Origin of the sequence: Endobacterium panacihumi (assembly GCF_050847465.1) — a bacterium.
GTDB classification, from domain to species: Bacteria; Pseudomonadota; Alphaproteobacteria; order Rhizobiales; family Rhizobiaceae; genus Neorhizobium; species Neorhizobium panacihumi.
Genome location: NZ_JBOZRA010000004.1, coordinates 159,057 through 177,678, shown reverse-complemented (window position 1 = coordinate 177,678; position 18,622 = coordinate 159,057). Strand labels below are relative to the sequence as shown.

Annotated in this window: 19 protein-coding genes; 18 read left to right on the top strand and 1 reads right to left on the bottom strand. The window is 60.0% G+C overall.

The annotated features are described in order from the left end of the window. Position 1: 1 nt before the first annotated feature. The 10 genes from phnL (at position 2) to ACRQ1B_RS18940 (ending at position 10,237) form a co-directional block, all read left to right on the top strand. Positions 2–736, top strand: a complete 735-nt coding sequence (gene phnL / locus ACRQ1B_RS18985; RefSeq protein WP_432295511.1) for a phosphonate C-P lyase system protein PhnL — start codon at positions 2–4, stop codon at positions 734–736. Beyond that, a complete protein-coding gene (locus tag ACRQ1B_RS18980; RefSeq protein ID WP_432295794.1) occupies positions 736–1,356 on the top strand; it encodes a DapH/DapD/GlmU-related protein in 621 nt (206 codons plus the stop codon). The genes phnL and ACRQ1B_RS18980 overlap by 1 nt, the downstream gene beginning before the upstream one ends. An 86-nt stretch (positions 1,357–1,442) precedes the next feature. Next, on the top strand, positions 1,443–2,285 hold the full coding sequence (gene phnC, locus ACRQ1B_RS18975; RefSeq protein ID WP_432295510.1) for a phosphonate ABC transporter ATP-binding protein: 843 nt from the start codon (positions 1,443–1,445) through the stop codon (positions 2,283–2,285). 28 nt (positions 2,286–2,313) lie between these two features. Continuing rightward, positions 2,314–3,309, top strand: coding sequence for a phosphonate ABC transporter substrate-binding protein (gene phnD / locus ACRQ1B_RS18970; protein ID WP_432295509.1), 996 nt, complete (start codon positions 2,314–2,316; stop codon positions 3,307–3,309). Between the two features lie 170 nt (positions 3,310–3,479). After that, the gene (phnE, locus tag ACRQ1B_RS18965; RefSeq protein WP_432295508.1) at positions 3,480–4,292 is read left to right on the top strand and encodes a phosphonate ABC transporter, permease protein PhnE; all 813 of its coding nucleotides are present in this window, start codon (positions 3,480–3,482) and stop codon (positions 4,290–4,292) included. Positions 4,293–4,352: 60 nt separating this feature from the next. Beyond that, positions 4,353–5,492, top strand: coding sequence for an alpha-D-ribose 1-methylphosphonate 5-triphosphate diphosphatase (locus tag ACRQ1B_RS18960; RefSeq protein WP_432295507.1), 1,140 nt, complete (start codon positions 4,353–4,355; stop codon positions 5,490–5,492). Further along, positions 5,482–6,057, top strand: a complete 576-nt coding sequence (phnN, locus tag ACRQ1B_RS18955; protein ID WP_432295505.1) for a phosphonate metabolism protein/1,5-bisphosphokinase (PRPP-forming) PhnN — start codon at positions 5,482–5,484, stop codon at positions 6,055–6,057. Before ACRQ1B_RS18960 ends, phnN begins: the two co-directional genes overlap by 11 nt. A gap of 93 nt (positions 6,058–6,150) precedes the next feature. Further along, entirely contained in the window at positions 6,151–7,185 is a 1,035-nt protein-coding gene (locus tag ACRQ1B_RS18950) for an ABC transporter ATP-binding protein (protein ID WP_432295504.1), read from the top strand. A 185-nt stretch (positions 7,186–7,370) separates the two neighbouring features. Beyond that, positions 7,371–8,348: a Fe(3+) ABC transporter substrate-binding protein gene (locus ACRQ1B_RS18945; protein ID WP_432295793.1), complete on the top strand. Its 978-nt coding sequence runs from the start codon at positions 7,371–7,373 to the stop codon at positions 8,346–8,348. 203 nt (positions 8,349–8,551) lie between these two features. Next, positions 8,552–10,237: an ABC transporter permease gene (locus tag ACRQ1B_RS18940; protein WP_432295503.1), complete on the top strand. Its 1,686-nt coding sequence runs from the start codon at positions 8,552–8,554 to the stop codon at positions 10,235–10,237. Positions 10,238–10,241: 4 nt separating this feature from the next. On the opposite strand, the gene ACRQ1B_RS18935 is transcribed toward ACRQ1B_RS18940, so the two are convergent. Continuing rightward, positions 10,242–10,931 carry a FadR/GntR family transcriptional regulator gene (locus tag ACRQ1B_RS18935; protein ID WP_432295502.1) on the bottom strand — a complete coding sequence of 230 codons (690 nt, stop codon included), beginning with the start codon at positions 10,929–10,931 and terminating at the stop codon, positions 10,242–10,244. Between the two features lie 146 nt (positions 10,932–11,077). Here ACRQ1B_RS18935 and ACRQ1B_RS18930 point away from each other — a divergent pair, with 146 nt between their 5' ends. From ACRQ1B_RS18930 to ACRQ1B_RS18895, 8 genes are all read left to right on the top strand, one after another. Beyond that, positions 11,078–12,619, top strand: a complete 1,542-nt coding sequence (locus ACRQ1B_RS18930) for a sugar ABC transporter ATP-binding protein (protein ID WP_432295500.1) — start codon at positions 11,078–11,080, stop codon at positions 12,617–12,619. An 84-nt stretch (positions 12,620–12,703) separates the two neighbouring features. Continuing rightward, positions 12,704–13,690 carry an ABC transporter permease gene (locus ACRQ1B_RS18925; protein WP_432295792.1) on the top strand — a complete coding sequence of 329 codons (987 nt, stop codon included), beginning with the start codon at positions 12,704–12,706 and terminating at the stop codon, positions 13,688–13,690. Positions 13,691–13,794: 104 nt separating this feature from the next. Further along, a complete protein-coding gene (locus tag ACRQ1B_RS18920; RefSeq protein ID WP_432295499.1) occupies positions 13,795–14,739 on the top strand; it encodes an ABC transporter substrate-binding protein in 945 nt (314 codons plus the stop codon). A 66-nt stretch (positions 14,740–14,805) separates the two neighbouring features. After that, a complete protein-coding gene (locus tag ACRQ1B_RS18915) occupies positions 14,806–15,813 on the top strand; it encodes an aldo/keto reductase (RefSeq protein ID WP_432295497.1) in 1,008 nt (335 codons plus the stop codon). A gap of 4 nt (positions 15,814–15,817) precedes the next feature. Beyond that, on the top strand, positions 15,818–16,630 hold the full coding sequence (locus tag ACRQ1B_RS18910) for an amidohydrolase family protein (RefSeq protein ID WP_432295496.1): 813 nt from the start codon (positions 15,818–15,820) through the stop codon (positions 16,628–16,630). Positions 16,631–16,641: 11 nt separating this feature from the next. Then, entirely contained in the window at positions 16,642–16,971 is a 330-nt protein-coding gene (locus tag ACRQ1B_RS18905; RefSeq protein ID WP_432295495.1) for an L-rhamnose mutarotase, read from the top strand. 13 nt (positions 16,972–16,984) lie between these two features. Next, positions 16,985–17,716, top strand: a complete 732-nt coding sequence (locus ACRQ1B_RS18900) for an SDR family oxidoreductase (RefSeq protein ID WP_432295494.1) — start codon at positions 16,985–16,987, stop codon at positions 17,714–17,716. A gap of 42 nt (positions 17,717–17,758) precedes the next feature. Next, positions 17,759–18,604: a fumarylacetoacetate hydrolase family protein gene (locus tag ACRQ1B_RS18895; RefSeq protein ID WP_432295492.1), complete on the top strand. Its 846-nt coding sequence runs from the start codon at positions 17,759–17,761 to the stop codon at positions 18,602–18,604. The last annotated feature ends 18 nt before the right edge of the window (positions 18,605–18,622 follow it).

Sequence of the window (18,622 nt, the reverse complement as noted above, 5' to 3'; positions counted from 1 at the left end):
CATGAGCGTTTCAATCCAAGAGACAGGCAACGCGCTGCTTTCGGTTCGCGACGTGGCAAAGTCCTTCACCATGCATCTGCGTGACGGCGTTATCCTGCCGGTCGTCAACGATGTGAATTTCGAACTGTTCGCCGGTGAATGTGTCGTGCTCGGCGGGCCGTCCGGTGTCGGCAAATCGTCCATCCTGCGCATGGTCTATGGAAACTACTCCATCGACAGCGGCGAAATCCTCATCCGCGACCGGACCTCCGGCGAGGCTCGTGATCTCGGTGCCGGTGATCCGCGTCTCGTGCTCGATCAGCGGCGGGATTGCATCGGTTACGTCAGCCAGTTTTTGCGCGCAGTCCCGCGTGTCTCGGCGCTGGATATCGTCGCCGAACCGCTGGTCTCGCGTGGTGTCGACCGCGCCGTGGCTGCGGAAAAGGCTGCCGGTCTGCTGCGTCGCCTGCATCTGCCTGAAGCGCTGTTCGACTTGCCGCCCGCCACTTTCTCCGGTGGCGAAAAGCAGCGTGTCAACATTGCCCGCGGTTTCATCACCGATCACCCGATCCTGCTGCTCGACGAGCCGACCGCTTCGCTCGATGCCGCCAATCGTGACGTGGTGATTTCGATGATCCAGGAAAAGCTGGATGCCGGTACCGCCATCCTCGGCATCTTTCACGATCAGCCGGTGCGTGATGCGGTGGCGACGCGCACGATTGACGTTTCCGCCTTCTCCGCACGAAAGGCCGCGTGATGCAGAAACAGCTTTCCGCCACCGTTCCCTTTATCGATCCGACCGCTGTCGTGACTGACAGCCAGCTTGGCCGCTACACCGAAGTGGCGGCCGGTTCGACCGTCACCGAAACCACGATGGGCGATTATTCCTATGTCAGGGAAAATTGCATGGTCTGGTGCGTGGATATCGGCAAGTTCGTGAATATTGCCGCTGCGGTTCGTCTCAACGCGACCAATCACCCGACCGAGCGGGCAACGCTGCACCACTTCACCTACCGCGCCGGCGATTATTTCGAAGGTGCCGAGCATGAGGCCGACTTTTTTGCCGCTCGCCGCGCGAGGCGCGTGATCGTCGGTCATGACGTCTGGATCGGCCACGGTGTGACGGTGATGCCGGGCATCAAGATCGGCAATGGCGCGGTCATCGGGGCGGGGGCCGTCGTCAGCCGGGATGTGGCGCCTTACACCATCGTCGGCGGGGTGCCGGCAAAACTGATCCGCGACCGTTTTTCCGCCGGCATCGGCGAGCGCATGGACGCGCTTGCATGGTGGGACTGGGGCCACGACCAGTTGTTTGAAGCATTGCAGGATTTTCGTGATCTGTCTGCCGAGGACTTCCTGGGGAAATACGCTGGCTGACACAGAAGTTTCACTGAACTGTCTCCGAAACATCATCGAAACATCGTCAGAGTTTCTTGAAACCTCTCACTTTCAGGGGAAGAAGAATGTCCGCGATTACAGTCTCTAATCTGTCGAAAACCTTCGGCAAAAACCGCGCCCTCGACAAGGTAAGCCTCACCGTGGAGCGTGGCGAGATGGTGGCCCTGATCGGCGCCTCCGGCTCCGGCAAGAGCACGTTGATCCGCCATATTGCCGGCCTTGAAACGGCCGACAGCAAGGGTGGTCGTATCGATGTGCTGGGTGACCTGTGCCAGGACGGCGGTCGTCTCAATCCACGGCTGAAGCGCGGCCGCATTTCGGTGATCTTTCAACAGTTCAATCTGGTCAGCCGCCTGTCGGTGATGACCAATGTGCTGATCGGTCATCTGGGCCGCACGCCACGCTGGCGCGGAACGCTTGGCATCTTCAACCGCGCCGAAAAACTGAAGGCGCATGCGGCGCTGGAGCGTGTCGGCATTCCGCAAGTGTTCGCGCAGCGGTCCTCGACGCTTTCGGGCGGCCAGCAGCAGCGCGCCGCGATTGCCCGCACGCTGGTGCAGGAAGCGGAAATCCTGATCGCCGACGAACCGATTTCGGCGCTCGACCCATCCTCTGCCCGCCGCGTCATGGACGTTTTGTCGGACATCAATTCGCAGGACGGCATCACCGTCGTCGTGTCGCTGCATCAGGTGGAATATGCGCGTCGTTATTGCCCGCGCACCATCGCCATGCGCGACGGCGCGATCGTTTATGACGGTCCGTCCACAGCGCTTTCCAACGAATTCCTGGCCGAACTTTACGGTGCGGCCTCGGAAGAACTGGTCCTGCCGGATGCACCGGCCGGTCAAGCTGCTCCTGCCATTGCCGCGGAGCGAGAACGTCCTCGGGCCGAGCTGGAGCTCGCCTGATCACTCTTTGAAAACTCGGAGAACCACGATGAACGCGATTCTGAAAAGCATGGCGGCGATGTCCGTCGTCTTCACCATGAGCTCCGCAGCCTTTGCGGCAGACACGATCAACTTCGGTATCATCTCGACCGAATCCCAGCAGAACCTCAAGACCAGCTGGCAGCCGCTGCTGGACGACATGAAGGAAAAGACCGGCCTCGACGTCAAGCCGTTCTTCGCCTCCGATTACGCCGGCATCATCGAAGGCATGCGCTTCAACAAGGTGCAGATGGCCTGGTACGGTAACAAGTCGGCCATGGAAGCCGTCGACCGCGCCGATGGCGAAGTTTTCGTGCAGAGCGTCGCCGCCACCGGTGAGCCGGGCTACTGGTCCGTCGTCATCGTCCCGAAGGACAGCCCGATCCAGAACATCGATCAGGTCCTTAAATGCGACCAGTCGATCAACTTTGGCCTCGGCGATCCGAACTCCACCTCCGGCTTCCTCGTTCCGATGACCTTTGTGTTTTCCGCCAAGAACATCGACCCGAAGAAGTGCTTCAAGAACGTCACCAACGCCAACCACGAAACCAATGCCATGGCTGTTGCCAACAAGCAGGTAGATGCTGCTGCCAACAACACCGAGAGCATGGCGCTGATCAAGCAGAACAACCCGAAGGCCTATGACAACATCCGCGAAATCTGGCGTTCGCCGCTGATCCCGGCCGACCCGATCGTATGGCGCAAGGATCTGTCGGAAGAAAACAAGGGCAAGATCCGCGAATTTTTCCTGACCTACGGTACCGACAAGTCGAAGGGCAATGTCGAGGAAGAAAAGAAGATTCTCGCCGGCCTGAAATGGGCACCGTTCCGTAGCTCGAGCGATGCGCAGCTTCTGCCGATCCGCGTCATGGAACTGACCAAGTCGATCAGCCAGACGCAGGGCGACGCCAAGCTGGACGCTGCCGCAAAGGAAGCCAAGATCAAGGACCTGACGGCCCAGAAGACCAAGTTCGAAGCCGAACTCGCCAAGGTCAGCACCAACTGATTTCAGTTGGTCTGAACGATCAGTGGGCAGGCCTTTGGGCCTGCCCAGGCTAACGCCGAAGGGCGCAAGTCTCTCCGCCGTCATCCTCGGGACAGGCCCGAGGATGACGGAATTCAACTGGTCGGCTTGCCCTTGGGGGCTGGCCCTTCTTCCGGCACAACACCCAAACCATGAGCGACGCGACGATGACCTCCACCACCGCCACGACCAAGCCGCTGCCGAAACAGCCCGGCAGTTCGCGCAATGGCCTGATCCTGCTGACGGTGATTGCAGCACTTGCCTATAGCTGGGGTCCGGCCGAGATGGGCCGCTTCACATATCTCTTCACCGATGCCGGCAACATGGCCGAATATGCCAGCGGCTTTCTCACGCCCAATTTCAGCGAGTGGCGGTTTTATCTCGAGGAAATGGTCGTCACCGTGCAGATCGCGCTCTGGGGCACGTTCCTGGCCGTGGCTTTCTCCATTCCGCTCGGCATCCTGTCCGCCCACAACATGGCACCGTGGTGGGTGAACCAGCCGGTCCGCCGCCTGATGGACATGTTCCGCGCCATCCATGAAGTCGTGTTTGCCGTTCTTTTTGTCGTGGCCGTCGGCCTCGGCCCGTTTGCGGGCGTGATGGCTTTGTTCATTCACACGACCGGCACGCTGTCCAAACTGTTTTCGGAAGCCGTCGAAGCCATCGATCCGCGTCCGGTCGAAGCGATCCGCACCACCGGCGCCTCGCGTGTTCAGCAGGTTCTGTTCGGTGTCATCCCGCAGGTTCTGCCGCTGTGGATCTCGCTGTCTCTCTATCGTCTGGAATCAAATATCCGTTCGGCCACCGTGCTCGGCGTCATCGGCGCCGGCGGCATCGGCCAGGTCCTGTTCGAAAGCATTCGCGGTTTTTATTACCCGCAGGCCTCCGCCATGCTCATCATCGTCATTGTCACCGTCAGCCTGATGGACCTTCTGTCCCAGCAGTTGCGCAAACTGGTGATATGACACTTTCCCGCATTCTTTCCTTGAGCGTTTTGAAAACGCTCCGTAAGCTGTGAACACATCATGACTCAAGAAACCATCTTCACCAATTGCGCCATCGTTCTCGCCGATGAAATCGTCACCGGCAGCGTGTTGGTGCGCGACGGCAAGATTGCCGATATTTCTGGCGGTCATTCGACCGACGGCATTGACCTGAATGGCGATTATCTGCTGCCCGGCTGCGTCGAGCTGCATACCGACCATCTGGAAACCCACTTTCAGCCGCGCCCAAAAGTGCGCTGGAACATGGATGCGGCGCTGCAGGCGCATGATGGGCAGGTGGCAAGCTCCGGTATCACCACCGTGTTCGATGCGCTGCGTGTCGGTATCGATGACGATACCGATCTTGGCCCGTCTGATATGGCGGCGATGGCAACCCGGATTTCGCAGGCCAATGCGGCCGGTCGTCTCCGCGCCGAACATTTCATCCATCTGCGGTGCGAAGTATCGGTGGCGGATGTGGCGGAACAGTTCGACATGATGGGCAGCAATGACCGCGTGCGTCTGGCCTCGCTGATGGACCATGCGCCGGGCCAGCGCCAGTTTGTCAGCCTCGAAACCTACCGCATCTATTATCAGGGCAAGAAGAAACTTTCGAATGCCGAATTCGATGCCTTCTGCACGCGCCGCATCGCCGAATCCGAAGCCAATTCGGACCGCAACCGCAAGCGCATTGCCGAGCTTTGCCACGCGGCCGGTATTGCGATTGCCTCGCATGACGATGCAACCGCCGCCCATGTCGCCGAAGGCGTCGAGCTTGGCATCGCACTTGCCGAATTCCCGACGACCATTGAAGCCGCAGTGCTGTCGCGCGAAGCTGGTCTGCAGGTGCTGATGGGCGCGCCGAACGTCGTGCGCGGCGGTTCGCATTCGGGCAATGTCTCGGCGCTCGATCTCTTGGGAAAGGGTGCGCTCGATATCCTGTCATCCGACTACATTCCGTTCTCGATGATGCAGGCCGCCTTCGTGCTAGCTGATCGCGAACTTGCCGATCTTCCGCATGCGGTGCGGCTGATTTCCGACAATCCGGCCCGCGCTGCGGGTTTTGATGATCGCGGCCGTATCGAAGTCGGTCGCCGTGCCGATCTGGTGCGGGTCCGCGCCGAACGCGACCTGCCGCCGGTGGTCGTCGGCGTCTGGCGGGAGGGCAATCGTGTCTGCTGACCGACAGGGACTTTTCATAGCTGTTGTCGGCCCGAGCGGTGCCGGCAAGGATACGCTGATGCGGGCGGTCGCCGCCCGCCTTCAGGATCGGCCGGATATCCGGTTCGCTCAGCGTGTCATCACCCGCGATGCCGATCCCGACAATGAGGACCACGAGGTTCTTTCCCGCGCAGATTTCGCCGATGCGCGGCAGGACGGTGAATTCTGTCTCGACTGGGAAGCGCACGGTCTTTGTTATTCGCTGCGCCGGGAAGCCGCAGAGCATGTGGAGAAGGGCGGTATTCTCATCGCCAATCTTTCCCGCGCCGTGCTGGCGGAGGCGGCATCACAGTTTGCCCGCATGGACGTGCTGGAGATCACGGCGCGGCCGGACATTCGTGTCGAGCGGCTATTGTCGCGTGGACGGGAAACGGCGGAGGATATCCGCAGCCGCATCGCCCGCGAAATGCCGATCTCCGTGCCGAACCTGCCGGGGCGTATTGTCACCATCGATAATTCCGGCAGGCTGGACGATGCCGTGGATGCGCTGGAAGCCTATCTGACCGGCGCGCGCTCGGCAGCCTGAACGGACCATAATTCTCTGCATTGTGATGCACCCGGTCTTCACCGGCGGGATGCGCTGTGGCAGTTTCCGCGCCGCAAGGGGAGAGTGTTGCGCATGACTGGAAATATTGCGGTGCGGCTGGAAAATGTCAGTCGCGCTTTCGGAACGACGGCTGCCGCCAACGGCATTTCGCTCGACATCGCCAAGGGCGAGATCGTTTCATTGGTCGGTCATTCCGGCTGCGGCAAGTCCACCCTGCTGCGCATCATCTCCGGCGTCGAGACGGTGGATTCCGGACGCGTGTTTCTCGATGGGCGCGAAGTTGACGGCCAGACTTTCGTTGAACCGGAAGCGCGTGGTGTCGGGTTCGTGTTTCAGGACTATGCGTTGTTTCCGCATCTGAATGTTCGGGACAACATCCTTTTCGGCTTGAAACGCTGGCCAAAGGCAGAGGCTGCCACCGCCGCCGAAAATATCATTCACCGCATCGGCATAGAGCATCTCGCCGATCGTTTTCCGCATACGCTCTCGGGCGGCGAACAGCAGCGTGTGGCGCTCGCTCGCGCATTGGCGCCTCAGCCGGCCGTCATCCTGATGGACGAGCCCTTTTCCAATCTCGATCAGGGACTGCGCGACAAGGTGCGCACCGATACACTGTCGCTGCTGCGCTCATTGTCTGCCACCGCCATCATGGTGACCCATGATCCCCAGGAGGCGCTTTCTGTCGGCGATAGGGTGGTGCTGATGCGATCCGGCGAAATCGTGCAGGCAGGCAGCCCCTATGATCTGCATGATCGGCCGGACAATGCCTATGCGGCCGAATTCTTCTGCGCTTTCAACAAGGTTGCCGGCCAATGGCATGACGGAAAGTTCAAGACCGTCTTCGGCAGCTTTGCCGTGGCGTCGGGAGCACAGAAGGCCGGAGCGGCAACACTCTACATTCGTCCGCGTGATGTCATCGTCTCACTGAGCGGCGGCAACATTCCTGCGCGGATTAGCGAACGTGTCTTTTACGGCGATACGGAACAGCTTGTGCTGTCCATCGATGGACTTGAGACACCGCTGAGAGCGATCATGTCAGAAAGGCTGCCCGAGGGCACGGATGTGGTGAATATTGCAATCCGTCCCGAGCGTCTCCGTGTATTCTGATGGTAGATCAATGGTTGTAAATACATCTAAAAAATCGATAACGTCTGCGTGATTTCGACCTGTAATTGACAAAATAAACTTGACTAATCTGGTCATGAAATGGTGCAAACCCTCCGTGTTTCTCTAACGGGGGAGTTATCATGAAACCGACCGCCATTCTGGCCTCCACGCTTCTTGCCACGTCCATGCTCGTTGCTCCGTCGCTCGCATCGGCAGCCGAAATCAACGTCTATACGACCCGCGAGCCGGCCCTGATCGCGCCGCTGATCGAGGCCTACACAAAATCCACCGGCACCAAGGTCAACACCGTCTTCATGAAGGATGGTCTGGCTGAACGCGTCGCTTCGGAAGGTGCAAGCTCGCCGGCCGATATTCTCATGATGGTCGATGCCGGCAATCTGGTCGACTTGTCAGAAAAGGGCGTGACCCAGGCGGTCGATTCGTCGGTTCTGACGTCTTCTATCCCGGCTGAATTGCGCGACGGCAAGGGCCACTGGTTCGGCCTGTCCTATCGCGCCCGCGTGCTTTACGCCGCCAAGGATCTCGATCTGGCATCATTCAACTATGAGGATCTCGCCGATCCGAAGTGGAAGGGCAAGGTCTGCATCCGCTCTGGCCAGCATCCGTATAACACCGCGCTGTTTGCCGATTACATCGCCCATTACGGTGCGGAGGAAACCGAAAAGTGGCTGTCCGGCGTCAAGGCAAACCTTGCGCGCAAGGCTGCCGGCGGTGACCGCGACGTTGCCAAGGACATTCTCGGCGGCATTTGTGATATCGGCATCGCCAATACCTATTATGTCGGCCTCATGAAGGCAGGCAAGGGCGGCGAAGAGCAGGTCAAGTGGGCGGATGCCATCAAGGTCATCCTGCCGACCTTCAAGGACGGCGGCACGCAGGTGAATGTCAGCGGCGCAGCCGTTGCCAAGAATGCGCCGAACAAGGCCGAAGCCGTAAAATTCCTGGAATATCTCGTCTCCGACGAAGCCCAGAAGATCTATGCTGAAGCCAACTACGAGTATCCGGTCAAGGCCGGCGCCGGCATTGATCCGATCATCGCCTCCTTCGGCGAACTGAAGGTCGACAACAAGCCGTTGTCGGAAATCGTCAGCCATCGCAAGCAGGCAAGCGAGCTGGTCGACAAGGTCGGCTTCGACAACTAAGGGATAGGGAAGGCGTCCCGTCGGGGGCGCCTTCGTCACTTGCAAAAAAAAGGCTATCTGCCTTCGCCTTTCGTCATCCTCGGGCTTGTCCCGAGGATCTGCCATGGTCCACGTGTCTCGGACTCAGCAGGTCCTCGGGACAAGCCCGAGGATGACGGCGTTGAACTCGTCGTCGTGTGATGCAGTCTCCAGTGAACATTGTGATGCACTTCAATCAACCGGTTGCCACTCCGTCAAACGCGAGGCGCGGCGCTCGTTCAGGCCGAATCTGGCTGATGCTGGCCGTCTTCGCGGCGCTGGTCGTCACGTTGCCGGTACTGGGCCTAGCACTGGAAGCATTAAAAGGTTCGTCCGGTCTCTGGGCGCACCTGTTCTCAACCATCCTGCCGGTGGCCATGGTTGATACGGTCATTCTTCTGGCCGGTGTCGGCATCGTCACCGCCGTCATCGGCACCACGACGGCATGGCTGGTCACGGCCTATGATTTTCCCGGCCGCCGAATGCTCGAATGGGCGCTGCTGCTGCCGCTTGCCGTGCCGACCTATATCATCGCCTATGCCTATCTCGATATCCTGCACCCGATCGGTTCGGTGCAGGGAGCGATCCGCTGGGTGCTGGGCTATGAAAGCCCACGCCAGTTCCGCCTGCCGGATATCCGCTCCATGACCGGCTGCATTTTTCTGCTCGGTTTTGTGCTTTACCCTTACGTCTACATTCCGACACGAGCGATGTTTCTTACCCAGTCCGGCAATCTCGTCGATGCAGCCCGGACATTGGGTGTGTCACGCCGCGCCGTGTTCTGGCGGGTGGCGCTGCCGCTGGCGCGTCCGGCTGTCGCCATCGGCGTGGCGCTGGCTCTGATGGAGACGCTCAACGATGTCGGTGCCGCCGAGTTTCTCGGCGTACGCACCATGACGGTATCGATCTACACGACATGGATCACCCGCACCGATCTGCCGGGTGCCTCGCAGATCGCGCTTGCCCTGCTGCTGATCGTGGTGGCGCTTGTCGGCATCGAACGTTGGGCGCGGCGAAAGCAGCGTTATGCCACCGATGCTCGCCGCAGCCGGGGTTTTACCCCGCAAAAGGTCTCGCCGCTCAAGGGCATGATCTTTCTCGTCGTTGGTCTTCTTCCTATTATCCTGGGGTTTGTCGCGCCGGCCATCTATCTCGTGACGGAAGCATGGAAACGCTACCGTTTCGCCGGTCTTTCCCCACGTATTCTGGATGAGGCGGTCAACACGATCGTCATCGCGACGGTCGCAACCATTATCACCATCCTTCTCGGTCTTGTCGTTGCTTACGCAGCCCGCATCAGGCCTGGCAAAAAATCCGCCGCGCTGCTGCGCCTGTCGAGCATGGGTTATGCGGCGCCGGGCACTGTGGTTGCCATCGGTGTGCTGATCGTGCTGGCCGGCCTCGACCGGTTGATCGATCGCGCGGCGCTTGACTGGTTCGGTGTTTCCACCGGACTGCTGTTCATGGGCTCGGGTGCTGCGGTGGTCTATGCGCTGGTGGTGCGGTTCCTGGCCATCTCGGCCGGCGGTATCGAGGCCGGTCTTTCGCGCATCCCGCACTCGCTGGATCATGCGTCGCGCACGCTCGGGCAATCGGTGTCCGGCACGTTTCGCCACGTGCACCTGCCGCTGTCGAAAACGGCAATCTCGGCAGCAGCGCTTCTGGTCTTCGTAGATTGTGTGAAGGAATTGCCGGCGACGCTGCTGCTGCGGCCACTCAATGTCGAAACCTTTGCCACCCATCTTTATGGTGAGGCCGCACGCGGCACCTATGAGGAGGCGGCCATTGCCGCCCTTGCCATCGTCGCCATCGCTATCCTGCCGGTCGTGCTCTTGTCGCGTGTCGGCAGCAACAAATCGGCGGTCGGCTGAACGCTCAATTTTCCACCCATCGGCGGCCGGAAGCAGTCAGGTGCGCATGCATGGCGGCCTGTGCGGCGAGCGGATTTTTCATTTCGAGTGCCGCGAGAATGGCCTCATGTTCGCTCAGGGCGAATTGCCATGTCTCCGGGGTCTCGAAACGGCCGCGCATGTGATCCGACATGGGGCTATGCCGCTCATCGAACAGGCTGGCAACGATTTCCGCCAGAACCGAATTGCCCGCGCTTTCGGCGATCACCAGATGAAACTGGCGATCCTGTTCCAGCGGCTTGCGGCCCTCGGTGATTTCTGCCCGCATCGCTGTCAGAATATCGTGCAATATCTGCAATGTCGTCTCAGGGATCATTGCCGTGGCCTGGACAATGACAGCGCTTTCGATGACGGCGCGCGCCTGCATCAGTTCCGTCGGGCTTTCACCAAGTGAACGACTGGCGATCGATGGCTTGGCCGCGTTGAGCACATATACCCCGGATCCCATGCGGATTTCTATTGTGCCATCGATTTCCAGAGCGATCAAAGCTTCGCGCAGCGACGGGCGCGACACACCCAGTTGCTGCGCCAGTTCACGTTCGGCCGGAAGGCGCGAGCCGGGTGGGTATTGGCCGTTGACGATCAGTTGCCGCACCTGATCGGCGATCTGCTGGTAGAGGCGGCGTGCATCGGTCATCGTGGTCTGGCCAATCATCAGAAAATACAGTCTGAAATTGAGTAGATGGCCAAAATTGAGAAAATGCAAGCCGACAGGGAATAATTGGCTTGACCAATATTAATTCCACGGCCTAGTTTGCCCATCGAAAGCGCGGGAGGCTTTTGCGCGAGGAGGAGATCGCGATGGGAGGAATGCCGGCAACGGCAGACACGATCGATGCGCGGCCGGTTCTGCTGAAGCTCGACAATGTCTCGAAGGAATTTCCGGGCGTGAAGGCGCTTTCCGGCGTCAGCTTCGATCTGCGCGCCGGTGAGGTGCATGCGGTCTGTGGTGAAAACGGTGCCGGTAAATCGACGCTGATGAAGATCATCAGCGGTGTCTACCAGCCGAACGAGGGTTCGATCACCTTCAAGGGCGAGCCTGTGCAGTTCGCTTCGACATTGCACTCGGAAGCCGCCGGCATTGCCATCATCCATCAGGAACTCAATCTCGTGCCGCATCTGACGGTGGCGGAAAACATCTACTTGGCACGTGAACCGCGCCGTGGTTTTCTGGTCGATCGGAGAAAGCTGCTTGCCGATGCAAAACGCTGCCTCAATCGTCTCGGCGTCGATATCGACCCGAATATGCAGGTGCGCACGCTGTCGGTCGCGCAATGCCAGATGGTCGAGATCGCCAAGGCGCTGTCGCTCGATGCGACCGTGCTGATCATGGACGAACCGACCTCTTCGCTGACCGAGCAGGAGGCGCAGCTTCTCTTCAAGGTCATCCGAGATCTGAAAGCCCAGGGTACAGGCATCATCTATATCTCGCACCGTCTCGACGAGATGGCGGAGATCGTCGATCGCGTCACCGTGCTGCGCGATGGCCGTTACATCTCCACCGATGAATTTGCTGAGCTCAGCCTCGACGATATCGTGGCGCGCATGGTCGGCCGTTCGCTCGAAGACAAGTTTCCCGAGCCGAGACGTGTGCCCGGCACGGATGTCATCTTTTCCGTTTCCGGCCTGACGCGCGCGGGCGTATTTTCGGATGTGAATTTCGAAATCCGGCGCGGCGAAATTTTAGGGTTTGCCGGGCTGATGGGGGCGGGGCGCACGGAAGTGGCGCGTGCCATTTTTGGTGCCGATCCCGTGGATGCCGGTACGATCACACTCGACGGCAATGTACTGAAAATCACCGATCCGCGCAGCGCCATCGAAGCCGGCATTGCCTATCTGTCGGAGGACCGCAAGGCGCAAGGGTTGGCAGTGAAGATGCCGGTGGATGCCAATCTGGTGATGGCGCGCATGCAGGCGGTGAGCAATTCCGCCGGTGTCATCGACCGTAAAAAGCATCGGGAGGCGAGCCAGCGTTATGTCGACCTGCTGAACATCCGCACACCCAGCCTCGGCCAGCCGGTACGGCTGCTTTCGGGCGGCAATCAACAGAAGATCATCATCGGCAAATGGCTGTTTCGCGAGCCGCGCATCATGTTTTTCGATGAGCCGACGCGCGGCATCGATGTCGGCGCGAAATTCGCAATCTACCAGATCATGGACGAACTGGCGGCAAACGGTATCGGTATCGTGCTGATCAGCTCGGAACTGCCGGAAGTGCTGGGCATGTCGGATCGTGTCGCCGTGTTTCACGGCGGGCGCATCACAGCGACGCTTTCGACGCGCGACACAAATCAGGAAGAAATCATGCATTACGCGTCCGGCAGCGGCCGGCGTGCGGAATAGGGAGGTCATGTTTTGGCCGATATCACCAGTGAAAAGCCGGCGCAGCAGCCAGCCCAACCGCAGTCTCCGGCAAGGGGGCGCCGCCTGAGCGAACGCCAGAAGGACATCATCCAGAAGTTTGCCGCGCTCGGCAGTCTTGTCGTGCTGGCCGTGATCTTTTCCGCCACCAGCAGCGCCTTCATGACCGTCGGCAACGGCATGACCATCGCCCTGCAGGTGACCTCGATTGCGCTTCTCGGCATCGGTGCAACCTATGTCATCATCACCGGCGGCATCGATCTGTCTGTCGGTTCGGTTCTGGCACTGGCGGGTGTCGTGGCGGCCCTTGCAGTGAAGGAACTGAACATGCCGATCTGGATCGGCATGTTGCTCGGCATTCTCACCGGTTCGGCCTGTGGCCTGATCAACGGTCTTGTCGTCACGCAGCTGAGACTGCCGCCGTTTATCGCCACGCTCGGCATGATGCTGATCGCGCGTGGTGTCGCGCTGCAGATCACTGGCGCACGCGCCGTTTCCGGCCTTGGCGAGAGCTTTGGCGAGCTCGGCAACGGCTCGCTGTTCCGCATCGAAAGCATCGACGAGATGGGTTTTCCGGTCGTCAGCTTTCCGGGCATTCCCTATCCGGTCGTGCTGATGATCATCATCGGTCTTGCAGCCGCCTTTCTGCTCAACCGCACCGTGCTCGGCCGTTATATCTATGCGATCGGCTCCAATGCCGATGCCGCCCGGCTTTCCGGCGTCAATGTTTCGCGCGTGACGGTGTTTACCTATGTGGTCTCCGGCACGCTCGCGGGCCTTACCGGCTGCGTGCTGATGTCCCGCCTCGTCACGGCCCAGCCTAATGAAGGCGTGGCCTATGAACTGGATGCGATTGCCAGCGCCGTTATCGGCGGCACGTCGCTGATCGGTGGTGTCGGCACGATTTCCGGCACGGTCATCGGCGCCTTCGTGATCGGCATCCTGCGCAACGGCCTCAACATGAACGGCGTCTCGGCCTTCACCCAGCAGATCATCATCGGCCTTGTCATTCTGGTCACCGTCTGGATCGACCAGTTGCGCAACCGCCGCTGAGGAAGACGAAGCGGTCATCGCTTCAGGCAATACAGCACGGGAAGGAGAGGAGCCTTCCCCCGCAACGGCCCCGGCAGGGCCGGAACACAAGAGGAGGACAAAACATGCGCAAACTGACTATCGCCCTAATGGCTTCGGCCATCGCTCTTGCCGGTACCACCGGCGCGTCTGCGGCGGAAATCGCCGTCATCGTCAAAACCGTCAATTCCACCTTCTGGCAGAATGTCCAGAAAGGCGCGGATGCGGCGATTGCCACCGCCAAGGGCAAACACACCATGACCTTCCAGGGCCCGGCGGCAGAATCCGCCATCGCCGATGAGGTCAACATGGTTGAAAACGCCGTCAACCGTAAGGTCGGTGCGATCCTGCTTGCCCCGTCCGATCCGGATGCGCTGGTGCCGGCCGTCAAGAAAGCCTGGGAAGCTCGTATTCCGGTCGTCATCATCGACAGCCAGCTCGCTGACGGTGCCGACAAATATTACCAGTCGTTTCTCGCGACCGATAACCGCAAGGCCGGTGAACTGGCGGCGCAGGCGATGATCGACAAGGTCGGCACGACCGGCAAGATCGCCGTCATGTCCTATGTTGCCGGTGCCGGTTCGGAAATCGGCCGCGTCGGCGGCTTCACCGACTACATCAAGAAGAACTCCAAGCTCGAAATCGTCGGGCCGTATTATTCGCAGTCGCAGATGGCGACGGCGCTGAACCAGACCACCGATGTTCTGGCCGCCAACAGCGACCTCAAGGGCATCTTTGGCGCCAATGAGCCGACCGCGATCGGCATGGGCCGCGCCATCAAGCAGGCCGGCAAGGCGGGCAAGGTCGTCGCCATCGGTTTCGACGGCAATCAGGACCTGCAGGAATTCGTGAAAGACGGCACGCTGACCGCCACCGTTGTCCAGGGCTCCTACCAGATGGGTGAAAAAGGCGTCGAAACCCTGCTGACCATCCTTGGCAAACAAAAGGTCGAAAAGACCGTCGACACCGGCGTCGTGGTCGTCACCAAGGACAATATCGACAAGCCGGAAGCCAAGAACGTTCTTTACTGACCCAGACTTTTGGCGCGCGGACTTCTTGTCCGCGCGTCGTCCATATGACGAGCAGGATTTGAGAGTATGAAAGTTTCCGACAGGCGCAGGCTGCGCAACCGCGATGTTTCTTTCACGGCTATGGGGCTTGGTTGCGCCCAGATGGGCAATCTTTACCGGCTGACCAGCTATGCGGAATCGCTCTCGGCCTTCGATGCCGCCTGGGAGGCGGGTATCCGGTATTTCGATACGGCGCCGTTTTACGGTTACACCCGTTCGGAGCGGCGGCTCGGCACGATGCTCACCGATCATGAGCGCAAGGATTACCTTCTCAGCACCAAGGTCGGTCGTATCATGGTGCCGGATGATACCGTGGGTGCGGAAGAGGATGCCTATGTGGCACCGCTGCCTTTTCGTCCAACCTATGATTACAGCTACGATGCGATCATGCGGTCCTTCGAGGCGAGCCGTCAGCGCCTCGGTATCTTCGCGCCGGATATTCTGTATGTCCACGATATCGGCCGCGTCACGCATGCCGATCGTCATCAGCATTACTGGGATCAACTGACCAAGGGTGGTGGTTTCAAGGCGCTGGGTGAATTGCGCTCCAGCGGTCTCGTCAAGGCGGTCGGTCTCGGCGTCAACGAATGGCAGGCTGTCTCCGAAGCCATGGATGAATTCGATATCGATGTCTCCATGCTCGCCGGGCGCTACACGCTGCTGGAACAGGATAGTCTGGCGCTGCTCGACCGTTGCCACCGCGAAGGGGTCGGCATCGTTGTCGCGGGCGCCTTCAATTCCGGTCTGCTCGCCGGCAACAAAAAATTCAATTACGCCGAGGCGCCTGCCGATATTCTCGCCCGCGTGAACGAGATCGAAGCGGCCTGCGAGGCTGAAGGGGTTTCCATGCAGGCGGCGGCGCTGGCGTTTCCGACGCTGCATCCGGCTGTCGTCACCGTCGTTTCCGGCGCGCGCAATGGCGAGCAGATGAAGGCCAATGTCGGCTGGTTCGAACAGGACATTCCCGCATCCTTTTGGGCACGGCTGAAGGAAAAGGGCGTGATCTCGGCCGATGCACCCATTGGGGGAGTGTGAGGCGATGATCATCGATGCCCACCAGCATTTCTGGCTTCTGAAGGATCGCGGCGGTGGCTGGCCACCATCGGATCTGGAAGCCATTTATCGCGACTTCCTGCCCGCAGACTTTCTGCCGGAGATCCAGAAGGCGGGCGTTGCCGGAACTGTTCTGGTGCAATCCCTGCCTGATGTCGAAGACACGCGTTTCATGTTGGGGCTGGCGCAAGAGAATGATTTCATTCTTGGCGTGGTCGGTTGGGTGGATATGAAGGCGGCCGATGCGCCTGCTGTGATCACCGACCTTGCGAAGGCGAAGAAGCTCAAGGGCCTGCGACCGATGTTGCAGGATATTGCCGACGAGAACTGGATCGATGATCCCAAACTCGAACCGGCGGTCGATGCGATGATCGCTAGCCATCTGGTGTTCGATGCGCTGGTGCTGGAACCGCATCTGCCGGCGCTGCACGCCTTTGCCCGCCGCCACCCGAGCCTGCCGATCATCATCGACCATGGCGCCAAGCCGCGTATCGCCAGCGGGCATTTTACCGCGTGGCGGCATGCGATGCTGCGGCTGGCCGAGCTTCCCAATGTCTCCTGCAAGCTTTCCGGTCTTCTGACCGAGGCCGGCGATCAGGACCCGCGGGCGCTGCGGCCCTATATCGAAACTATACTCGAACTGTTCGGGCCTGAGCGGGTGATCTGGGGCAGTGATTGGCCGGTTCTGCTTCTCGCCGGCTGTTATGGCAGCTGGCTCACGCAGTGCCGCGATATCGTGCCGACCGCTGACCACGATGCCGTTTTCGGCGGCAATGCGCGCCGCTTGTATCGATTGTGAGGACGAACTGAATGCAGAGAATGGGAATGGTCATCGGCGTGCAGCCGGGCAAGGTCGAGACCTACAAGGAATTGCACGCCACTGTGTGGCCGGAAATTCTGGCGCTGATTTCGAGCTGCAACATCAGGAACTACACGATCTTTCTGAAAGAGCCGGAAAACCTTCTGTTCGGTTACTGGGAATATCACGGCACGGATTTTGAGGCCGACATGGCGAAAATGGCAGCGAGCGAAAAGAACCAGGAATGGTGGTCGTTCTGTATTCCCTGCCAAAAACCGTTCGAAACCCGGAAAGAGGGTGAATGGTGGGCCATGATGGAAAACGTTTTTCACCTCGATTGATAAGGATGACGAAATGACCAAAATTCAGGGCAAGACCGTCGTGGTGACGGCTGCCGGCCAAGGCATCGGCCGTGCGAGTGCGCTTGCTTTCGCCGCTGCGGGCGCAAAGGTCTGGGCGACGGACATTAACGATGCGGCGCTTTCGACGCTCGATGGTGAGACCAATATCCAGACCGCGCATCTCGACGTCCTCGACGCTGGTGCCGTGACGGAATTCTTCGAAAAAATCGGCGCGGTCGATGTGCTGTTCAATTGCGCCGGCTTCGTCCATGCCGGTTCGGTTCTGGACATGCCGGACAGCGATCTCGATTTCGCCTTCGATCTGAATGTCCGCGCCATGGTGCGCACCATCAAGGCGGTGCTGCCCGGCATGCTGGAGCGCGGCGACGGCACGATCATCAACATGGCCTCGATCGCCTCCAGCTCAAAGGGCGTGCCGAACCGTGCGGCCTACGGCATCACCAAGGCGGCCGTGATCGGTCTCACCAAATCTGTCGCCGCCGATTATGTGGCGCGCGGCATTCGCTGCAATGCCATTTGCCCCGGCACGGTCGAAAGCCCGTCGCTGGAAGGACGCATGCGCGCCCAGGGCAATTACGAGGCGGCGCGCGCCGCCTTCATCGCCCGCCAGCCGATGGGCCGCCTCGGTACGCCGGAAGAGATTGCCGATCTTGCCGTCTATCTGGCCGGTGCGACCTACACGACCGGTCAGGCCGTCGGTATCGACGGCGGCTGGGGGATCTGATTTTCTAACGAATGCCGACTTTGTACTGAAAGGAATGATGACATGAAGTTTCTCCGTTACGGCGCACCCGGTGCCGAAAAGCCCGCCATTCTCGATGCCGATGGCAAGATCCGCGATCTTTCCGCCCATGTTTCCGATCTCTCGGGCGCAGCGCTTGCTCCCGATGCACTCGCCAAACTTGGCGCGATCGATGCCAAAAGCCTGCCGTTGGTGGATGGCGATCCGCGTCTCGGCCCCTGCGTTGCCGGCACCGGCAAATTCATCTGCATCGGCCTGAACTATTCCGACCACGCCGCCGAAACCGGCGCGACCGTGCCGCCGGAACCGATCATCTTCATGAAGGCCTCGTCCGCCATCGTCGGCCCGAACGACAATGTTCTGATCCCGCGCGGGTCTGAAAAGACCGACTGGGAAGTCGAACTCGCCGTCGTGATCGGCAAGACCGCAAAATATGTCTCGGAAGCCGACGCACTGGATTATGTCGCCGGTTATTGCGTCACCAACGACGTGTCGGAACGCGCCTTCCAGACGGAACGCTCCGGCCAGTGGACCAAGGGCAAATCCTGCGACACATTTGGCCCGATGGGCCCGTGGCTGGTCACCAAGGATGAAGTGCCGGATCCGCAAAACCTTGCCATGTGGCTGAAGGTGAACGGCGAACAGCAGCAGGACGGTTCATCGAAGACCATGGTTTATGGCGTCGCTTTCCTCGTCTCCTACCTGTCGCAGTTCATGTCGCTGCATCCGGGCGATGTTATCTCCACCGGCACGCCTCCGGGCGTCGGCATGGGCCTGAAACCGCCGCGTTACCTGAAGGACGGCGATGTTGTCGAACTCGGTATCGAAGGTCTCGGCACACAAAAGCAGACTTTTGTTGCCGACCGCTGATCCAGCACCAAACCTAAC